Genomic DNA, 19,225 nt, shown 5'->3' with positions numbered 1-19,225 from the left:
TCGGGTGTTGATTTTGACACCGACAATGACCGGACCTGGGGTGGCATTGGTCTCGGCGGCAGCTATGCCTGGGCCGACAACAAATATGCGCTTTACGGCGAAGGCTCGGTCAATACAGGCTTAACCCATTTTGCCGACAGCTACAGCCTCAAGGCCAATGCAGGCTTCAAAGTGAGTTGGTAAAGCCGCCGACTGTATGAAGTGAAAGGGCGGTTACGACCGCCCTTTTTCCATAACCTTCCGGATTGCTGCAGTGTATCAATCTACCAAAGCTATGGCTGTCGGTTTGGTTTGCAAATCATCGTACGAACCGCTCTCACTCTGATGAGACGAGCAAAGCCCGAATCTGACCGCGAAATCACACGACTGGCAAACTCCCTGGCAAGTCGCCGACCATTACAGCAAGCGGGTTTCAATCCTCTAGCTCGCCTTTTTGGCACCGCTCAGCCGAGCGGGTGTTTTTTTTGCAGCCGCCTTTCGGCCAACCGATTTCTTGTTACCAGCTGCCCCTTCAGCACTTTTACGCAACGCTTCCTTGAGATCAATGACCTGTGCCGATTTTGGCGGTGCCGGCTTCTTGAACGGCTTTCCCGCAATTTTAGCCTTAATCAGATCGGCCAGCGCTGTATCATACCGGTCATCAAAGCCGGTCGGATCGAAACTGCCCATCTTGGTATCAATAATATGGCTGGCGAGCTCGAGCATTTCCTTGTCGAACTTGAAACTTCCGATGTCCGAAAACGCTTCTTTTGACGAGCGCACCTCATAGTCGAAATTCAGCGTGGTTGCGAGAAGCCCATCATCATATGCGCGGATCAGCAGTTTACGAGCACGCCGAAACAACACCGCCTCGGCAATTGCCCCAACCTTTTGCAGGCGCATCGCCTCGCGCAGCAAGATGAACGCTTCCTGATTGTCGTCACTGGGTGCCAGATAATAGGGCCGGTCAAGATAAACGTCATCAATCGCATCGCAGGCAACAAAGCACAGCACATTGAGGGTCTTGTCACTTTCAGGCACAGCCGCGGCGATTTCGTCATCGTTAAAACTGACATAGCTCCCCGCGGCGATCTCGTATCCCTTGACCTGATCCTCCCGTGCGACCGGTTTGCCGGTGTCGCTGTCAACAAATTCGCGACTGAGCCGGTTGCCGGTCTTCCGATTGATCAGATGAAAGGAAACCCGGTCCGATGTAGACGCCGCCGTATAAAGCGCGACCGGACACAACAGCTCGTCAATCTTGATCTGTCCCTTCCAATTTGCGCGCGGCGCCATTTTTACGCTCCATCCTCGTTCGAACTCGTCCTGCCAATCCGTTTCAATATCTTCTCAAACGCAAAGCCCAAGCCCAACAATAAAGGGAGACCAAGCAACACGATCCAGAACAACAACCATCCCATCGATTTTCCTCCCCTTGTTGAAAGCACTTCGATAAGGCCACGGCTTCAATAGGCCGCGCCTTTGTCATTGCTGGAACAACCCACCATGTTGAAAATGGTTCCCTGTTGGCACAAGCCGATCACCGCTCCTCAATCCAGGATCAAGTCCCACGAACCGGATATCGCGGTCACATGCAACATTGAACCAGGCTTTGTCCGCGCTTTTGTTGTCGCTGCAAGCCTTTCTCTTAAATGAAAGCTCTTCTGCAGGCTGGCATCCGTCGCGGTCTTGAACATTCTTGCATCCTGCATCAATCTGTTCTCACGACCCTTCTGATCAGTCGATCGCGGGTCTCATTAACGGGCGCGGGCGGTCAGCATCTCATCGCCCCCCGCACGAAACAATTCAAGGGAACGTAGGAATTCAAGGGAACGAAAGCACGCCCTGCTCGTTCTAAGAAAATTCGCGGCTCATGGAGGCTTTGATGAGAAACGTCGACAGGAAAGATCGTCTGATCCTGGCGCTCGCAGCGCTGCTGCGTGCTGAACGCGAAACCCGTGGCGCTTTGGAAGCAGCACTGCAAAACGAAAGCGTCAACGTCGAGACATTACGCGCGATCCTGTCGGATCCGGTCCCAGTGATCACAGAGGACGACATCGCATTTGCCGAGCATTTTGCCCGCTCAAGACATCTCCCTCCGTTTCACCTTTCAAACGAGCCGCTCAGCACAGCGAAGCCAACGTCCTGACGGGTAAGGGTAGCCGCCAATCGCTCTCCAGCGGGCGGAAACCCTGTTGTTGTTTGGTCAAAAAACGCTAATCTTCCGATATCTCCTGTTTGAGTTTGTTTCAGAATTTCCCATGCGGAGTGAATTGTGAGCGATAACAAAATTGTGCAGGGTGGAGCCGCGCCTTTGGTCTCCAACACGCATGCGGCAAGTCCCACCGCGCCCGCTGTTTCCCCGGACTGCCGCAGCTTGCTTCGGACAATCGACTGGCCACAAAATCCACTCGGCCCGATTGATAGCTGGTCGCCTGCTCTGCGTTGCGCACTGGATCTCGCGCTTCCGGCCGACGCTCAGATTGTCATTTTCTGGGGACCCCAGTTCATCGCGCTTTATAATGACGCCTATCGTCCGACCATCGGTCACAAACATCCTGCGGCCTTCGGTCGACCGGCCCAGGAAAACTGGACAGAATTGTGGGATGATCTGAAACCATTGCTCAAAACTGTGCTCGAAACCGGTCAAACCATTTCCGCGCAGAACCGCCCTTTTCACATCGAGCGCTTCGGCTATCCAGAGACCGTTTATTTTGATATCTCCTATTCGCCCATCGGCGCCTCCGAAAACGGAGCCTCGGGCGTTCTCTGCATCGTCAATGAAACCACATCGCGCGTGGTCGCGCAGCGCAAGCTCACTGAAAACCAGCAGCGGCTGGAATTGCTTTTCTCTCAAACTGACGCGGGAATAGCACTGAGCGAGCGCACCGGCACCCTGATCAAGGTCAATCCCCGGCTCTGCGCGCTCTCCGGTCATAGCGAGGAAACGCTGCGCGCTGGCGGGCTCGATGCCGTGCTCGATCCCGCAGATCAAGAAGCTTATCAGGTTTCACTTAGAGCGCTGTTCACCACCGGGGAAAGCTTTCTGCACCGATTCAGCCTGGTCGGCGCCAATGGTCGCCAAACCCCCGTCAGCTGCGCTGCAAGCCCGGTGCGCGACGACACCGGTGCTATCACGCATGCGGTCTGGACCATTATCGACATCACCGAACAAGTGCGTGCACAGGAACTGGAAAGTCAGTTGGCGGCAATCGTCTCGTCTTCCCATGACGCAATTCTGAGCACCGATCTCGAAATGCGCATTTTGAGCTGGAACCACGGCGCGGAACGTCTTTATGGCTACAGCGCTGCCGAGGCCATCGGGCGCAAAGTCACCATGTTGCTGCCATCCGACAGAACGACCGAAGAGGTCGAGATCATCGATAAGATCTCGCGCGGTCTCGCTGTCGCACCGCATGAAACAGTGCGGCTGCACAAGAATGGTACGCGACTGGATGTTCAGTTGACGGTATCGCCGGTCCGGGATGGCAATGGACGCATCATCGGTGCGTCCAAAAGCGCCCATGATATCAGCGACCGAAAAAAGTCCGAACAACTGCAGCGCGCTATTCTGGGTGAGATGAAACATCGTATCAAGAATGTCCTGGCCACCGTTCAGGCTTTGGCACGCCAGACATTTCGCAATCCCGCTCATAAAAGCGCCTATCAAACCTTTGAAGCCCGATTGGGCGCCATGGCCCGCACGCACGATCTTCTCACCGCCGATGTCTGGCAGGCGACCGAACTCAACAAACTGGTCGAAGAGGCGCTGTTGCCATTCGGTCTTTCCAATTTTGCTATCAAAGGCCCGGAGATCGACGTTTCTTCACGTGCTGCTATGGCCTTTTCGCTTGGCCTGCATGAATTGGCGACCAATGCGTCGAAATATGGTGCGCTTTCAGTGCAGGGCGGCTCAGTTCACGTCACCTGGTCGCACGATCAAGCGTTGCAGCACCTGAATTTTGTCTGGCAGGAAAAAGGTGGTCCCCGTGTCTTGGTGCCCAAGAGCAAGGGTTTCGGTAGCAAACTCATCGAGGGCGTGCTGGCGGGAGAAATCGGTGGTAGCGTTAAACTGAGTTATCGTTCCGACGGTTTGCACTGTCAGGTCAGCACCAAGATCGCCAATCTCACCCAACAACCGTAAACTCCACCGGCGACAACACCTCAGGCCCCGCGCTCACGCATTGATCGGCCCATTGCCGCCCTTGCGCATCGCCTGACAAAGCGGGATGCGTGCTGATGTGGGTCGCAGGACCATAGGGCACCTCAGCTTCAAGCCGGCGCCGCGATATTTCTTCAGAAAAAGAATTGAGGGCATGAAACAAAGCCGCCGCTCGGCGGTTCGGTCCATATGCGCATGCAACAAGCATGGCGCAACTACGGGCAATTCAACAGAGGAGCCGGAAAATGGCCAAAGCAAAGCAACGCAATCTTGATGATCTGTTTTATGACACGTTGAAAGATATCTACTATGCCGAACGCAAGATTCTGAAAGCGCTTCCAAAAATGGCGCGGGCAGCAAGCGATGAGAAGCTGAAAGCAGCATTTGAAACCCACCGGGAACAGACCGAAACACATGTCGAGCGCCTGCAGCAATGTTTTGAATTGCTGGGAAAACGCGCGCAGGGCAAAACCTGTGACGCCATCGAAGGGATCATTTCTGAAGGCGAAGAGATCATGGAGGAATTCTCCGATAGCCCAGCGCTTGACGCCGGCCTGATCTCCGCAGCCCAGGCAGTTGAGCATTATGAGATCACCCGTTATGGCACGCTCAAACGTTGGGCCGAAACCCTTGGCCATAAGGATATTGCCAAGCTTCTCGACGCAACATTGCAGGAAGAAGGTCAGACGGACAAGGATCTGACGTCACTTGCAGAAACCTCGGCAAACGCCACGGCTCAGGCCGCCTGATATTGGCAAGGCCCCCTCTCAAGCGCCGGTCTGGACGCCCCGTCCGGGCCGGCGCGGATCACCGTTTCGACGCTTTCCTGACGCGGGACGGTGCTCGTTCGTGTCGCATGCAATTGGGCCAAGCGCACCTCAGCGCCCGAGATCCGCGGACACAGAAATGCAAAGGATGGCGAAATGGCTTGTGTGAGTGGACTCTTTGACAGCTTTGACGAAGCCTACGATGCGATGACAGCGTTGCAGGAAGCCGGAACTGACGCCGCGCAGGTGAGCCTTATCACCAACAACATGGTTTTGCAGGCAAAGCGGGAAGCCAGCATTCCCACAGCCCCGATATTGGATGGTTGCCCGGACCAGGCTGCGGCGGCACTGTCGCCTCCAGGAGAAAGTCGCGCCTTTGACGCCCTGGGCATTCTGACCTTGCCGGGCATTGGTGACGTGGCGGCCATCGGCTGGGTCACCGCGTCGCTGGTCGGCGTGGCTGGTTCGACGTATAATGGGTCGCAGCCGGAAAGCCTCGTCAACACACTGCAGCAAAATGACGTTTCCGAGCGCATGGCTGATACATATAGTGAAGCACTGCGTCGCGGCAGCACCTTGCTGCTCATTCGCTGTGCCGAACCAGAGGTGGCCAAAGTTGAAGCGCTGCTCAATGAGTGGGGCAGTGTCAAAATCGACCAGCGCCGCGATATTTATGTGGCGGAGGGGTGGATCGCCTTTGATCGTACCATGCCGCCCTTGACCCTTGAAGAAATCGAACGCGATCGCCGCACCAGAGGGCTCGGCAGATGAAGAAAATCGATCCGAACAAAGCCCGTCAGGGTCCCCGCGGCCGGCCCGTGCTGCTTGTTCTTGTGATAAGCCTTATCCTCGCAGTGCTTGTCTGGGGGGCTGTTGAATTCTATGGGCAGATGCGTCCCGGTCGTGGTTTTATGGATGATAACGCAAAGCCGCCCGCTTCCTCGCCCTCACAGACGCCACCCTCCGCCACCGGTCGTCCATAAGTCCGTTGTTCCCGGATGCCTGACTTGGTTGGGAAGGCTTGCCACGCGCGCTCGATCCCCTGAGCCGTTGGTTTCACGCCCATTTCCTACCGCTTGGCTCGTTCAACCGGTTCCGCCTCGCCGATCGTCTTTCCATTAGCGCACCGCAGTCTTCAGCCATCATAGCAAGACGAACGAGCCCAATTCAGAGCGGTGCCCGCCCCTGCGCTTGCCGGATTGACAGACTTTGCGGGGACAGACTTTGAAGGCGGAAACAACATCCATCTCTTCACCCTGCTGGCCCCTGCTGCATTGTCGGCTCGTCCACGCAGCTTTTCCGAGACCGTCATTTGGTTCTATAACAGCCTGTTGCGGCGACTGTCTTGCCTGGACCGTCCCGCGACACCGGTCGTCGGCTGCTGTCCGAATGCCCCCCACCGCTAATCGTGAACTATATTACAGTGGCATTTCCGGAACATCCCGGTCACCGCGGGGTTAGTCTCAATCACGCGCGACATATTTCATGATCCAATATTGAGTTTGGGAGGAAAAACAATGGCACAGAATCATAGCCAGGGCAGCAGCCACAAGCTTACCGGCAAGCAGGCTAGCAGCTGCGATGGCAACAAACACAATCACGCGTCCTCACCTGGCGGCATCCGAGCGCAGCATGCGACGGCCGGTCAAAAAATCCACAGGAACGCATAAATTCCAAAGGGCAGCATCGACTGCCCGAACCGGGCCTTGCCCGGAAAGGCTAGAGCAATGTATGTGAGGCCCCCTGATAAGAGCGCAACCGACTATGTGCTTGAACCAGAACAACTCGTTGCGATGATCCCCGCGCTGCGGGCATTCGCGCGCAAATTCTACAATCAAAGAGAGGACGTCGACGATCTCGTCCAGGAAACGCTTGTCAAAGCGATAGCCAATCGCCGCAAATACGCCCCCTATGCGCCGCTCAAATCATGGTTGTTCACCATTATGCGCAACACATTCTGCACGCGTATTCGGATCCAAACCCGCGAGGCGCCCGGGGTAACGGATTGTATTTCGCAGGACATGGTGGTCAAAGCGTCCCAGGAACAGGCGCTCGAAGCGCATGAGGTTCAATTGGCGCTCGAAACTTTGCCGGATAAGTATAAACGGGCTCTCGTTCTGGTGGTTTTTGAAGGCAAGTCCTACCAACGGACCGCTGAGCTCTGTGACTGCTCTGTGGGCACCGTCAAAAGCCGCTTACATCGTGCTCGCCACAAGCTGCAGGCGATGGTTGACGGACATCGCTAGAAAACACCGCCTGCGTGAAACTGTTCTCGCACATGACTTGTAATTTTCATCCAATCATGGCCAACTCGCTGTAATGGTTCATTCAAAGCTTGGCACGTCGCATCTGTTTCGCGACAAGAAAATACTGATTTTTGAGGATGGCTTTCTTCTGACCGAGGAAGCGAAAACCAAGCTTATGGCGCTCGGCGCCTCTATCCTCGGCCCCGTCGATACCCCAGAAAATACCCTCAGTTTTCTAGTGAGCGAAACGGTCGACGCGGTCATACTGGATGTCGCATTAGAACCCGAAGCAGTCCTTCCTGTTATTTCCGCGCTGGAAGCCTATCACATCCCCTTCATATTCGCGTTAGCCGCCCATCCAAGCCTCGATGGACGTCGCTTCGCAGGCTTCGTGCTCAGCGCCATGGACGACGATCTTGCAACCATCGCCACCGCGCTGTTCGGTCGATCTCATCTGGTGCACTGACCGACGCGATCGGCAAAAATGCAACCATGGATGGCCCCACGGCTTTTTGAACCCGCGGCTACTTTGCACCCTTGTCCTGATTTTGCGCGAACGCCACCCCGACGCCCGCGCGCTTGGCGCCCGTTTGTCTGCTATCGTACAGAAAAACCACGCCGGATCAGGGTGTTATAGATTGCTCTCCATCAAACAGAATCGAGGGGGCGATGCCGTGCGGAGCGCGCTCCATGCCTAAAAGCAGGATACATGGACGGCGTCAGACAATTGCAGAACCGAATACTCAACAGCCTGCCCCCCGATATATTTTGCCAGATTTCTCCCTCTCTTGAGCCCGTGAACCTGGACCGCGGTCAGGTGATTGTCGCCGCGGACCAAACGGTCGATTATCTCTATTTTCTGTGTAGCGGCATCGGTTCTGTCATCACAGTGTCACCCAGCGGGCAACTTGCTGAAGCGGGCATGGTCGGTCGCGAAGGGTTTGGGCCGACCTCGCTCGCGGTCGGCGCTCAAAAAAGCATCCACCAGATTGTGATGCAGGTCGGAGGCCATGGCCACCGGATGGAGGCGCGCACCGCGCGCAGCCACATTGAGCGCCACAGCCAGTTCGCCAACCTGCTGGCCCGTTATCTTCAGAGTTTTTCCTCACAGGTCTCCTACACGGTCTGGGCCAATGTCAATTTGAACATTCATGCGCGTCTGGCCCGCTGGCTGCTGATGACTCACGACAGGACCGATGGCGACGAGATTATCCTCACGCATGATTTTATCGCCTTGATGCTTGGCGTCAGGCGACCAAGCATCACCACCAGCCTGCATATGCTGGAGGGGAAGAAGCTGGTTCGCTCGGAACGAGGACGCATTACCATTCGCGACAGAAAAGGACTGGAGGAATTTGCAGGTGAAGCCTATGGGAAGCCAGAGGAGGAATATAGTGAACTCTTCGGCACAAAGCTCTGACGACCCCACAAGGCGTTTTTCGCTTCGGCAGATTTGCGCAAGAGTAAGCTTAAGCCGCAACCCCATCCCGCCTGCGCGCACTCTGCCCCCCCGACCGCACGTGACATCGAATTCCCGGGGCTCCGCCAAACCTACCGCGTGGCATGGGAACGCGGTTTGTCTCCGCCCGGGGCCAACCTGAGGGCTGACAGCACTTCATCTCATCGGTGTCTATTTCATCCACGCAGAGTTGATGAGGGTCGAGCAATCATTTGAGTGCTTTCTACCTCTATACCCTTATTGGCTATCACCTGCGGACTACATCCTATCCCACGCCGGTCCACGCCTTATGCAGGCTGAACGTTGGCTTATGTGCCGAGATCTTGCATCAGGCGGCGATATTCCTGTTCTGCCCAACCATAGCTCCCTCCGGCATAGGCCTCAAGCGCCTTGCGATCTCGGATCACGATATTGTTGCGCAAGGAGCGGATAAGTCCCAAGCCCTCCAGTACATGAAGCGATGTCGTGACGCTTGGCCGTCGCACAGCAAGCATGATGGAAAGAAACTCGTGGGTCAGCGCAATTTCGGAGCCTTTGATGCGGTCATCACACATCAACAACCAGCGCGCCAGACGCTGATTGATTTCGTGGATAGCGTTGGTCACCGCTGTCGAAGCGAGTTGCACCGAAAAAGCTTCGATCGCGCGGATCATCACCCGGGCGAAGCTGCGGCTCGTCTCCATCTGTTCCCGAAACCGATGATAGGAAACCGCATAGCCCTGTCCCGCCACCTGCATGATGACATCATAGGAACTGGTCTCAACGCCCGCGACGGCTGAAGTCGGCACATAGCCATCCAGGCCGAACAGCCCTGCTTCCGCGCGGTGTCCCTCTTTCGTCGTCACGATCACCGAGCCAATGCCTGCGGTTAGAAAATAAACAGTTTCGATTTCCTTGCCTGCCTGGGCGAGAACATGTCCGCGTGGAAGTTCAACAAAGCGCGCATGACCAGCAATCGTGTCGTAATCCTCTTGCGAAAGCAGGGAAAGGAGCCGGTTTTCCATCGTGTGCAGCTGCGGAAATGTCATTTTAACTTAGCCTTGTTTTGCCACCCTCAAGACGAAACCAAACGCGCCAGCTTTTGTTCCGCTGACAGCCATCCTCGCTGGCACAGGTTACAAAAGGCTTTGTACACTAGCGGACCAAAAAAGATCGCACCGCTAGATCCGGTATGCTGATTTCCGATCACCGAAAGTGTGATGATAACAGCGAGGAGTTTGCCGTGCCCCTTTTTAACCAAGCGAGCAGAATATACGCGCCAGATGAAATCGACTTTCTGCGAAACTGCGTTGCTCTCGCTTCTCTGACGCTATCCAGCACGCAACTCGACGAAAGCATCCTGGCTGAGCGGATTTTACGGCTCTATGAAAGTGGTCTGCGTGATTCATCGACAATCTGCGATCTGGCAGTCGGCATGATAGAGCCGGCGCAACAGGCCGCAGACGTCCTCGCCGCAAACGGCAATGCTCCGGAGGAGAAAAAGCTATTTTCCGAATAAACGTCCCGTTACGACGCGGAATTCAAGTCCGACTCCAATTGCATACGGGCCCGACACAGCCTGCTTTTTATCGTTCCTATGGTGCAACCGCTCTGTGTGGCGGCGTGCTCGTAGCTTAAGCCGTTGAACACAACCATTTCAATGACACTGCGATGGCTCTCCGAGAGCCTGGTATAAGCGCGACCAACGTCCTGCAGTTCGATCGCCATTTCCTGTGGAGCGTTGATCACCGGGCCCCGTTCATCCCCCAAGGGTGTTTCGCGACGCGCGCGTTTGAACCGGCTGCAAAAGCTATTCTTCATGATCGTAAACAGCCAGGATTTGAGCGAGCCATAGGGCTGGTATTTTTCCCGGTTTTTCAGGGCCTTAACCAAGGTCTCCTGAACGAGGTCCTCCGCATCCGCAGATTGGCGGCATAAGGATCGCGCGAACTGCGTCAGTGCAGGTAGAAGTTGCATCAACTCATCTTCGAAATTAGGCTGCGATAACATCATCTCTCTCCTGCCCCGCCTTTGAGTTAAGGCCCGACCGGCTCTTTGGTTCCACAGCTGCGTCAAGCGTACGATAGCGTACATGGGTGATCTCGCCTGCGTTGCACGGCTTATAACGACCGGGAAAGCCGAAAGCATGGGAACGAAAACAGGGAGGCGGAGTTTGATGGGTGAACAGACTGCCAGATGACCGTGACAATCGCCGATCATTTGAGCCGGTCGCCAGATTTTTGACAAGAGAGCGCGAGATCAAAATGCTTGCTGAAACAGGGATCACCAAAGGAAGCCTGCGTGCTGGAAGCATGCACCTTTGCATCGACATGCAAAAACTGTTTGGAACCGGAGCGCCGTGGCATGTGCCCTGGGCCGAGGCAATTTTGCCCAACATTGTCAGTCTTTGCGAGATGTGTGCCGATAAGACAATTTTCACGCGCTTTATCCCACCGAAGTCCCCACAGGATGCCGTCGGCGCCTGGAAACGCTATTACCGCAAATGGCAGAATGTAACGCTCGAACAGCTTGACCGCGATCTGCTTAACCTCGTTGAACCCTTGCAACGCTTCGTCCCGCCCGCCCATGTTCTGGACAAGGGCGTTTACTCGCCGTGGACGCAGGGTTTACTACAGAAACTCCTCTACAAAAAACGTATTCACACCTTAATTGTCAGTGGTGCGGAAACCGATCTCTGCGTGCTTGCGACCCTTCTTGGCGCCGTGGATCGTGGCTATCGCGTTATTCTGGTGACAGATGCCGTCTGCAGCACCTCCGATTCCGGCCACGATGCGATCCTCGGTCTCTGTCAGCAAAGACTGGCAGAACAACTGGAACTTGCGTCGACGCAGGAACTGATTGCGGCGTGGTAACCCACAGCATCAACCCAATGATCGCAACGCGCATGCAATCAGAGCCTGGTGGATGTTGGTGGATACCGGGCGCCTCATCGACCGAGCGCTCGCATGAGTTGGTCAACGGTCTTTCATGTTATCGCAACCGCTCAAGCGTGCGAGGGCGCTGTTCCACCCAACGCACCAAGATCTGTTTTACGCATTTCCTTATCCCATCGGAGCGGGATCAGAAATCAGTCCGGTGGACGGATGTCCCCGCGAAGGCGTAACGGCATCAAACCGATTTCGCTTTTGCTATGACAGGGCCGGCTGACCCGGACTGTCAGGGGGCGGCGGCATTTGTTCCGGCATCGGAACATCGGGCGCGGGATCGGGACGGTCGGGAATATCAGGTCCGAGCGGTTCTGGAAGAACATCTGGCTGCTGCTCAGGCACTATCGCCGGGGGAATATCGGGGATTTCCGTCGGCTGCTCGGGTCGCGGTGAATTGGAAGGATCGCTGTTGGCCTGCGAGAGGGATCGTATCGTCATGATTTTCTCCTCATTTTTCTCAAAACCCCAACCCCTTGCCAGTTGCTTTGTTCCAAAGGAAATTAACCGCTGCCCCAGCGCCTCGCATCGCAGCATGCGCGGTGCATGGCGATCTGTTTGCGCTGTCCTTCAATGGCCAGTCTGTTGATGACGTGTCCCCACCGGCTTCGGTCGGGCGAGCTGTGTCAGGCGTTCACCCAACACTGTTGCGTTCCGCAGACGGCATGTCGGCGCAGGCTATGTCGAGCGAAAAACACCCACAATATTCAGGGATCAATATAGCTCACCACACGCAGCTTCAGGTCGTGTTTGCGCGGATCAATCGCAAAAAACAGGGCGCCGGAGGCCTGCGCTTCCGATGCGACATAATCGAACGTCGCAGCGGCCTGTTCCGCGCCGCCCTGCTGTTGGCCCAAAGTTGCGACAACGCGCACCTGCGCGGCACTCGTTCCTGTCAGGTTGAAAACCGAGAAAGCAACGCGATAGCCATTTTCGACCGCAGTATAGCCCGTCACTTCGACACGGAAATCGGCTTTGTCTGGTTGATATTGATAGCATTGATACCCCAACCAACCGAGCAGTGTGGCAATTAGCAAAGCGGAGAGGCCACCCGCAAGCCACTCGCTCCAGTGGACTTTAACGGTCGCTGGTTCAGACTTTTTTTCGTTGATGCGCTCATTCATGTCGCTGCCTCATAAAACCAGACGGGCCGAGGCCGCACCAATCGCCGAAGGAAACGACAACACAATGATCGTCGTCACCATTTGCGCAACAGAGGCGTCATCCAGCCGTTCAAATGTCCATAATGTGTACGCACTGGTCGCAAATGCCAGTACATAGCCCGGCAGCGTGAAACGGATCAGAGAACTCCACCACGGCGCCCCGTCTTGCACGCGATGACCGCCTTTGAAATGAACGCTATAAACAAAGCCATGCATGATGGCGATCGACAGAAGCACGATCAGCACTGTCTGACACGGGACAATGCGATAAGCGATCAGGATCATTTCCTCGGTGGGGGCGACATTCAACCCCAAAAAAATCGCTCCCACGATCATCATGAACAATTCGTTGAAATAGCCGCTCTCTCCATCATATTCTCCAACCTCTTCGTCATCCTCTTCCGACCGCATGCCAAGTTGGCTGCGTCCCAGCAAGGCGCCAATGCTGGCCGGGACGGCTTGCAGGGCAGTCATCGCGATCATGTGGTCTGGCGGTATTTGGGTGCTGAACAGTCCAAACAGCCAAAGGATCATTCCGCTCAGCACAATACCGAGCGCGAAGGCGATGGCCGCATCGCGCAGCGTCTGTGACCACGAGGACATACGCTCAAAACCGATGCGGTAGGCGAGCCCGATCAGCAAGGGGATGTTCAACAGGCAGAGCAACAACAACCGCATAGGATTGGCGTAAAGACCGAGCTCCCACATTTCCATGGTCATCAGCATCGGCAGGGCAAATAACAGCGCACCGCCCAGACCGCGCGCCAGACCTGTAAAAAAATCGGGGTGGATATTGGAGGAAGGAATGGTTGACGTGGAACGCATAATTAACACCTCATCATCGCGACCAGACACATCTGAAACTTCGGCGCCTGCAACATGTTCCCGGTCGACCCTTCCTATGCATCCCATCAAGAATTCTTTCGCCAGGTGGGAGTTTTTTTTGGGAACTTAACCCCTACGCCGGAGTTGGGTAAGTGTAGACATTTCATCAGTGGAGAAAAACCATGAAAATCAGCGTTTTAGCGCTTGCTGGCGCTTTCCTTGTCGCGCCGTCTTTTGCCTTTGCACAGGATAGTGGTGCCACTTCACCGGAAACCCCGGCAGTCTCGACCCCTGACAGCAACAACCCGGATGCACCCGTCAAGGGCGCCAACAGCTTCACCGAAGATCAGGCCAAGAGCCGTATCGAAGAAGCAGGTTACAAGGATGTCACCGCTCTGAAACTCCGTGACGATGGCGTCTGGGAAGCCTCGGCGATGAAGGGCACTGAAAAGCTGGAAGTTCAGCTTGATTACCAGGGCAATGTCACCAAGAAGGCGATGTAATCCGGTCCCCCATCACAAAAACCTTCATGAACAAGGGAGAAGAATATGCGAACTGTAACTGGACTTTTTGATAGCTATTCCGCGGCGCAAGACGCTGTTGCGCGTCTGGAGAGCGCGGGCTTCCCGTCCGACGATATTTCGATCGTCTCCCATCACAATGAAAAAGAAAGCAATGCCGGCTCTGGAGCGGGTGTTGGCGCCGGTATCGGTGCCGCCGTGGGTGGTGCTGGCGGTCTTCTCACCGGCCTCGGCATCATGGCTATTCCGGGCGTCGGCCCCGTGGTTGCTGCCGGCTGGCTCGCAGCCACCTTGGCCGGCGCTGTGGGTGGAGCCGTGGTTGGCGGTGTGGCGGGCGGCCTGATTGGTGCGCTCACCGAAAGCGGTGTGTCGGAAGACGACGCGCATGTTTACGCTGAAAGCGTGCGTCGTGGCGGTTCCTTGGTGACTGCGCGCGTCGCCGATGAACGCGCTGCGGAAGCTGATGCCATCCTGGCCGGCACCAACAGAGTTGATGTTGCGACGCGTCGCAAACTCTACACCGAGGAAGGCTGGCAGCGCTTTGACGCTGATGCTGATCCTTATACGCCCGAGGAAATCGAGCGCGAGCGCAGTCGTTACCTGTAAGTGAGAGAGCGGGCGAAAGCCCGCTTTTTTCCTATTGGAAGAAACGAAGTGAATTTCCATTTCTTCCTCATTCGCAAAGGAAGAGACAATGTCCGATAATCACAGCCTCAAAGATCCGCGAACCCTTTACCCCGCCCCACCCTTCCCACAACAACACCAGGCAAGACCCGGCATTGCCGCAAAGATGCAACCTGAGCCTGATCACGGCGAAAAATCCTATCAGGGCTGCAATCGCTTGGCCGGACGACGCGCTCTGATCACTGGCGGCGATTCCGGCATTGGGCGCGCCGCAGCAATCGCTTTTGCCCGCGAGGGCGCCGATGTGGCAATATCCTATCTCCCGGAGGAAGAAGAGGACGCGCAGTCGGTCATCGCGCTCATCCGCGCTGAAGGCCGCAAAGCCGTTGCCCTGCCCGGAGATATCAGCGATGAGGGCTGGTGCCGCGATATGGTTGCTCAGGCTGCGCGCGAGCTCGACGGGCTCGACATTTTAGTGATCAATGCCGGGCGGCAGCAGTTCCGTGACGACATTTCCGAGCTGTCGAGCGCGGATTTCGACAAAACCATGAAGACCAATCTATACGCGCTGCATTGGATGGCTCAAACCGCAGCCCCATTGTTGCCCGCCGGTGCTGCTGTGATCACGACCGCATCAATTCAGGCATACCAGCCCTCCGAGATTCTGCTCGATTATGCCACAACCAAGGCCGGAATCGTCGCCTATACCAAAGCGTTGGCCAAACAATTCATCAAAAAGGGCGTGCGTGTGAACGCAGTCGCTCCCGGACCCGTCTGGACCGTGTTGCAGCCTTCTGGTGGACAACCCGACGAGAAGGTCGTGCATTTCGGTGAAGACAGCGACTTCGGTCGACCGGGTCAACCCGTCGAACTGGCTCCCATCTACGTGTTCCTTGCTTCCAACGAGGCGAGCTTCATCAATGGAGAAGTCTATGGCGCCACCGGGGGGAAGGGCATCGGCTAAATCCCTCTCCCATGGGAATCCGCCACCACAAAAAAGGGAGCCGACCGACCGCCTTTTCCTCTGCATGGCAAACATGAAAGCATCAAAGTTTTCGGGCGCCCACAGCGCACTATCAATGATAGCGGCCTCCCATTGGCTCATTCATGACCGGCACCAGCGCGATGGCGCACCCGCGCCGTATTTCTGCGTTGGCATCGGCATACTCGTTTCCGCGCAGATGATTGCGCTCGCTCACTTCGCATCTTGGTCAAGCAGGTAGATTTGGCTCGGGTTCGCGGTCGCAGCACTAGCCTTGACGATCCTTCGCTATCTTCACGCATACCGCTGATCGCGGCAAAGGGTGAATAGGTCTGCGCCCAACACGGGATATCTCCGAGATGAATCGCTCGATCAGGCCTTGATATCACCATGGTGGCAGAGACAGGGCGGCGGGCATCGGTCGTGCATGGTATGAGCGCGGATCTAACACGACATTTCACAACTAAGCTTGCTTCAAGAATCAAGCTCTGTGAAACTTTCTCCAATCGGTGAGACTGTGATGGTGCACTGATGAAAAGTTTATGGGGCGCGCGTCGTAACTAAACACGTTTAATTACACAGGAGTATATGCAGCCTGCCACTTTTCCAGTGCCAATATTAAATTTGACTGAAGTTGCGTGCCTCTTGCTAGTGCCCTTCCCAAGGATGCATTCAAATGCACGAAACCCATCTCGGCCATCACGTCCCCTATTTTGAGACGGCGTCTAGACATGGTTTCATCAATCCGAACGACAGCCAGCGAAACCATACATCCACTTACGACTATTGACGCTAGAGGTGTTGGCGCAGCAGAAACTGGATTTAAAACAGATCTGCTCGCGCCGAGCCATTTCAAGAACTCGCGCTGCTCAACCTGACTGGCCCTCTCCCCAGGCGTTCTTCATTTCATGCAGACGTGTGCGTTTTGTTTTCAGTCCAGCGGCAACCCAGCATCAGTGACTGTTCGATATTTTCCGGCCTTAACATCAGCGTAGATCGTTGGGGGATTTCTCTCGAGCCGACCTTCATGAGACGCAGCGTCGCGAACTGTCCTCTTTGAAATATATGATGTTCCAGATGAGCAGCCTTGCTCGCCAATCGCTCATAAGCCTTGCAAGCGCGCAAAAATGCGAAAATGGCAAATCGCCCGCGAGGCGGCTGACGCTTCATATAACCGTGTGGATAAGATGTCGGCTATTCAGCCGCGATTGCTGTCCACTTGGTCTCGTCAATGATCTTGCAGATCGTCTCTCCTATGGCTTTGCCCACCAGCGGAGGCACAGCATTGCCGACTTGAACATATTGGTCAGTGCGTGAGCCTTGGAACTCGAACCAATCGGGAAATGCCTGAAGGCGGGCAGCCTCGCGCACAGAAATGGCGCGGTCTTGCTCCGGATGGATATAAGCACCCCAATGGACATCGCACTTCGTCAGGACCGTGCAAGAGAGACCATCCCAAGTCATGCGGCCATAACGTTTGGTGTGATCCGAACGCTTCGCGCGCTGCATTCCAGCGGGAAGCAAATCATATGGAATATCGCGCCATGAGCCGCCTGGTGGAATATGAGACATGCGCTCGACGTTCAGCTTCCCAAGCTTCGGGCTGCTGTGGTTCGCGACGATCTTTTGCTTGCCGCGGATAAATTTCTGGAAGTCGCCCCTTGCCGGTGCGGAATATGCGACGGAACCTGGATCTTCGCCATTCTCGAGCGGCGGAAGATCGCCAATCGCGTCTTTGATCGTCGTGAAAGGCAAAAGATCCTTGCCGTGTGTCGGGGTCGGATGACGTATAGGTGCGCCGATACGATTACCGATGAAGATGACGCGGCGGCGCTCCTGTGGCACGCCAAAATCCTCGGCCTTCAGGACCTTTTCCGCGACGTCATAACCGAGCGCACCAAGCTCTGCCTTGATCGCCCGCACAGCTTCACCGCCGCCTATAGAATAGATACCCATCACGTTCTCCATGACGATCCAGTCGGGCTGCATGCCCTCGACGATTCGGAGATACTGACGAAAAAGCGTCGCACGCGTATCGTGCATTCCACGCTGGTGATTGTAGACAGAATAAGCCTGACACGGCGGGCCGCCAGCAAGCACTGTCAGCTCGCCGGTCTTAAGACCTGTCGTCTCTTGGAGTTCCGTTATCGTGACGTCCTCGATCGGCTTTCCTAGGAATTTTGCGTGTTTGTGAGTTTTTTCAAAAGTCTGACCGGCGGCCTCGAACAGGTCAACGCCTGCGAGAACCTTGAAACCTGCCATTTCCAGTCCAGCAGAAAGTCCGCCGGCGCCGCAAAATAGGTCGATCGCTGTCAGCTTCATCGGTTCACTTCCCGCGCATGTTCTACTTTTGTTTTCTCTCGTGAGTATCAATAAATAGTCAATTATTCAAGGTTCAGTGCGGAATTTTCCTTTGGATGCGAGCCTCAAACGCTTCGAGTGCGACCGCTTCGCCACCTGTCAGACCCTCAATCGCGCTCTCGAGAGTGGTCCCGAATTCATCGACGATGTCCAGTCGGAAGACTTTCTCGCCTGGCTCCCGGACGAAATCTGCGAGAAACCAAACCACATCGCAGTTCGACAGGTGTTCCACCCTCTTCATCTCTCCCATGGATTTGAAAAAGGCCACATCGACCAGAATTGCCATCTTCTTGCCCCACCTTCTCAGCGTTGGCACCTTGATCTGGAGCTGCGGCATGAGGCGCTTCGGCCCACTGCTTCGATAATCGGGCCGGCGGGATTCTACAGGCATTGCTGCCTTACCCTGCCGATCTTCAATGTCTCGGAACTCTATTGCCATTTCGCGCCCTGAAAAGTACACGGCTTGAACTTCTACTGCGCACCACTTCAGCTCAGTGCCTTCGGGCTGATTATCGGCGACCAATATCATATCGATCCTACCGACATCCTCGCCAGGCGCGCTGTCGAGATTGCCTGTCGATTCAAGGAAGCCCACCTCACCTGCCTGTGTGGGCGTCGGATCGCCAAGCAAGCTGTTCCCAATATGCTTGAACGCAGTATTCCCTTGCTGGAAGCGATAAGGACAGAGAGCCCGGATAAGACCACGCTCACCGTCAACCGGACGAAAATATCCGGAATGATCGGTATAAAGGCGCAATGAGCAGACGCCTCCCGGCTTTGTGCAGGTTGGGTGAGCCATGTCGGTGCGAAAAGGGCACGGTTGTTCGCCGTTGTTTTGCTGGTCCAGCTTTTCGGTCAGGACATCGAGACGAGCTTGCTCTCGAGGCGTCAACGTGCCCATCGACTCCTTCTCCTGAAGCTGTATCAAACGCTCAACGTCAACTTTCTTCATGTTGTGAGAGCCGACTTTATGCTGCGCCAGCCGCACCCGTTCGAGATCAGTTAGATCCATAAACGGACGACCATACCACTCCGCGATGTGAAATCTTTCAGTCATCAAGGAATTCCAATTTCAATGTGAAAAGAGGATTCCGAACAGCGCCGATTCGGTCAACCGCTTTGTCGGTTTCGCTTGTTAACTTGCGAGATGGCTCATTCAAATACCGCAATAAGCCGGCGATCGATTCCGTCGAAATGACTCATCGACATAAA

At 55.5% G+C, this 19,225-nt stretch carries 23 protein-coding genes; 14 read left to right on the top strand and 9 right to left on the bottom strand.

Annotated features, from left to right (window positions below):
- Window positions 1-183: autotransporter outer membrane beta-barrel domain-containing protein (locus QBD00_RS22430; protein ID WP_318580572.1), on the top strand; the 183-nt coding region annotated here is incomplete at its 5' end.
- 237 nt (window positions 184-420) lie between these two features.
- Here the strand turns inward: QBD00_RS22430 and QBD00_RS22425 are convergent.
- Window positions 421-1,275: a Ku protein gene (locus QBD00_RS22425; protein WP_191793967.1), complete on the bottom strand. Its 855-nt coding sequence runs from the start codon at window positions 1,273-1,275 to the stop codon at window positions 421-423.
- Between the two features lie 254 nt (window positions 1,276-1,529).
- On the bottom strand, window positions 1,530-1,676 hold the full coding sequence (locus QBD00_RS22420; protein ID WP_318580571.1) for a hypothetical protein: 147 nt from the start codon (window positions 1,674-1,676) through the stop codon (window positions 1,530-1,532).
- Between the two features lie 188 nt (window positions 1,677-1,864).
- Here QBD00_RS22420 and QBD00_RS22415 point away from each other — a divergent pair, with 188 nt between their 5' ends.
- The 8 genes from QBD00_RS22415 (at window position 1,865) to QBD00_RS22380 (ending at window position 8,574) form a co-directional block, all read left to right on the top strand.
- Window positions 1,865-2,128 (top strand): hypothetical protein, encoded by a 264-nt coding sequence (locus tag QBD00_RS22415; protein ID WP_318580570.1) that lies wholly within the window; start codon window positions 1,865-1,867, stop codon window positions 2,126-2,128.
- A gap of 126 nt (window positions 2,129-2,254) precedes the next feature.
- Window positions 2,255-4,123, top strand: coding sequence for a PAS domain S-box protein (locus QBD00_RS22410; protein ID WP_318580569.1), 1,869 nt, complete (start codon window positions 2,255-2,257; stop codon window positions 4,121-4,123).
- 263 nt (window positions 4,124-4,386) lie between these two features.
- Window positions 4,387-4,890, top strand: a complete 504-nt coding sequence (locus tag QBD00_RS22405; RefSeq protein WP_151095771.1) for a ferritin-like domain-containing protein — start codon at window positions 4,387-4,389, stop codon at window positions 4,888-4,890.
- Between the two features lie 174 nt (window positions 4,891-5,064).
- Window positions 5,065-5,679, top strand: a complete 615-nt coding sequence (locus QBD00_RS22400) for a hypothetical protein (protein ID WP_151095768.1) — start codon at window positions 5,065-5,067, stop codon at window positions 5,677-5,679.
- The gene (locus QBD00_RS22395; RefSeq protein ID WP_151095765.1) at window positions 5,676-5,891 is read left to right on the top strand and encodes a hypothetical protein; all 216 of its coding nucleotides are present in this window, start codon (window positions 5,676-5,678) and stop codon (window positions 5,889-5,891) included. Before QBD00_RS22400 ends, QBD00_RS22395 begins: the two co-directional genes overlap by 4 nt.
- A 744-nt stretch (window positions 5,892-6,635) precedes the next feature.
- Window positions 6,636-7,154, top strand: coding sequence for an RNA polymerase sigma factor (locus tag QBD00_RS22390; protein WP_151095761.1), 519 nt, complete (start codon window positions 6,636-6,638; stop codon window positions 7,152-7,154).
- A 73-nt stretch (window positions 7,155-7,227) separates the two neighbouring features.
- The gene (locus QBD00_RS22385) at window positions 7,228-7,620 is read left to right on the top strand and encodes a transcriptional regulator (protein WP_151095758.1); all 393 of its coding nucleotides are present in this window, start codon (window positions 7,228-7,230) and stop codon (window positions 7,618-7,620) included.
- Window positions 7,621-7,863: 243 nt separating this feature from the next.
- Window positions 7,864-8,574 carry a Crp/Fnr family transcriptional regulator gene (locus tag QBD00_RS22380; RefSeq protein WP_210318524.1) on the top strand — a complete coding sequence of 237 codons (711 nt, stop codon included), beginning with the start codon at window positions 7,864-7,866 and terminating at the stop codon, window positions 8,572-8,574.
- A gap of 347 nt (window positions 8,575-8,921) precedes the next feature.
- Here the strand turns inward: QBD00_RS22380 and QBD00_RS22375 are convergent, their stop codons facing one another.
- Complete coding sequence (locus QBD00_RS22375; protein WP_151095755.1) at window positions 8,922-9,641, bottom strand: Crp/Fnr family transcriptional regulator; 720 nt, start codon at window positions 9,639-9,641, stop codon at window positions 8,922-8,924.
- Between the two features lie 143 nt (window positions 9,642-9,784).
- Here QBD00_RS22375 and QBD00_RS22370 point away from each other — a divergent pair, with 143 nt between their 5' ends.
- Complete coding sequence (locus QBD00_RS22370; protein WP_151095753.1) at window positions 9,785-10,111, top strand: hypothetical protein; 327 nt, start codon at window positions 9,785-9,787, stop codon at window positions 10,109-10,111.
- 8 nt (window positions 10,112-10,119) lie between these two features.
- Here the strand turns inward: QBD00_RS22370 and QBD00_RS22365 are convergent, their stop codons facing one another.
- Window positions 10,120-10,602 (bottom strand): sigma-70 family RNA polymerase sigma factor, encoded by a 483-nt coding sequence (locus tag QBD00_RS22365; RefSeq protein ID WP_151095782.1) that lies wholly within the window; start codon window positions 10,600-10,602, stop codon window positions 10,120-10,122.
- A 254-nt stretch (window positions 10,603-10,856) separates the two neighbouring features.
- On the opposite strand from QBD00_RS22365, the gene QBD00_RS22360 reads away from it, so the two are divergent.
- Window positions 10,857-11,465, top strand: coding sequence for a cysteine hydrolase family protein (locus QBD00_RS22360; RefSeq protein WP_151095751.1), 609 nt, complete (start codon window positions 10,857-10,859; stop codon window positions 11,463-11,465).
- Between the two features lie 276 nt (window positions 11,466-11,741).
- On the opposite strand, the gene QBD00_RS22355 is transcribed toward QBD00_RS22360, so the two are convergent.
- From QBD00_RS22355 to QBD00_RS22345, 3 genes are all read right to left on the bottom strand, one after another.
- Complete coding sequence (locus QBD00_RS22355) at window positions 11,742-11,978, bottom strand: hypothetical protein (protein ID WP_318580568.1); 237 nt, start codon at window positions 11,976-11,978, stop codon at window positions 11,742-11,744.
- 266 nt (window positions 11,979-12,244) lie between these two features.
- Window positions 12,245-12,661, bottom strand: a complete 417-nt coding sequence (locus QBD00_RS22350) for a TIGR02588 family protein (protein WP_151095745.1) — start codon at window positions 12,659-12,661, stop codon at window positions 12,245-12,247.
- 9 nt (window positions 12,662-12,670) lie between these two features.
- A complete protein-coding gene (locus QBD00_RS22345; protein WP_318580567.1) occupies window positions 12,671-13,525 on the bottom strand; it encodes a TIGR02587 family membrane protein in 855 nt (284 codons plus the stop codon).
- A gap of 182 nt (window positions 13,526-13,707) precedes the next feature.
- Between QBD00_RS22345 and QBD00_RS22340 the strand changes: the two genes are divergently transcribed.
- The 3 genes from QBD00_RS22340 (at window position 13,708) to QBD00_RS22330 (ending at window position 15,634) form a co-directional block, all read left to right on the top strand.
- Entirely contained in the window at window positions 13,708-14,028 is a 321-nt protein-coding gene (locus QBD00_RS22340) for a PepSY domain-containing protein (protein WP_151095739.1), read from the top strand.
- A 45-nt stretch (window positions 14,029-14,073) separates the two neighbouring features.
- Complete coding sequence (locus tag QBD00_RS22335; protein ID WP_151095737.1) at window positions 14,074-14,652, top strand: general stress protein; 579 nt, start codon at window positions 14,074-14,076, stop codon at window positions 14,650-14,652.
- A gap of 88 nt (window positions 14,653-14,740) precedes the next feature.
- On the top strand, window positions 14,741-15,634 hold the full coding sequence (locus QBD00_RS22330; RefSeq protein WP_151095734.1) for an SDR family oxidoreductase: 894 nt from the start codon (window positions 14,741-14,743) through the stop codon (window positions 15,632-15,634).
- A gap of 1,212 nt (window positions 15,635-16,846) precedes the next feature.
- Here QBD00_RS22330 and QBD00_RS22325 read toward each other — a convergent pair.
- Window positions 16,847-17,974: a DNA cytosine methyltransferase gene (locus QBD00_RS22325; RefSeq protein WP_151095731.1), complete on the bottom strand. Its 1,128-nt coding sequence runs from the start codon at window positions 17,972-17,974 to the stop codon at window positions 16,847-16,849.
- Window positions 17,975-18,047: 73 nt separating this feature from the next.
- On the bottom strand, window positions 18,048-19,025 hold the full coding sequence (locus tag QBD00_RS22320) for a NotI family restriction endonuclease (protein WP_318580566.1): 978 nt from the start codon (window positions 19,023-19,025) through the stop codon (window positions 18,048-18,050).
- Window positions 19,026-19,225: the final 200 nt, after the last annotated feature.

Origin of the sequence: Ochrobactrum sp. AN78 (assembly GCF_029909885.1) — a bacterium.
In the GTDB taxonomy this organism is placed as follows: domain Bacteria; phylum Pseudomonadota; class Alphaproteobacteria; order Rhizobiales; family Rhizobiaceae; genus Brucella; species Brucella quorumnocens.
Note: the sequence above shows the minus strand (reverse complement) of the source record. Positions and strands in the feature narration are given on the sequence as shown.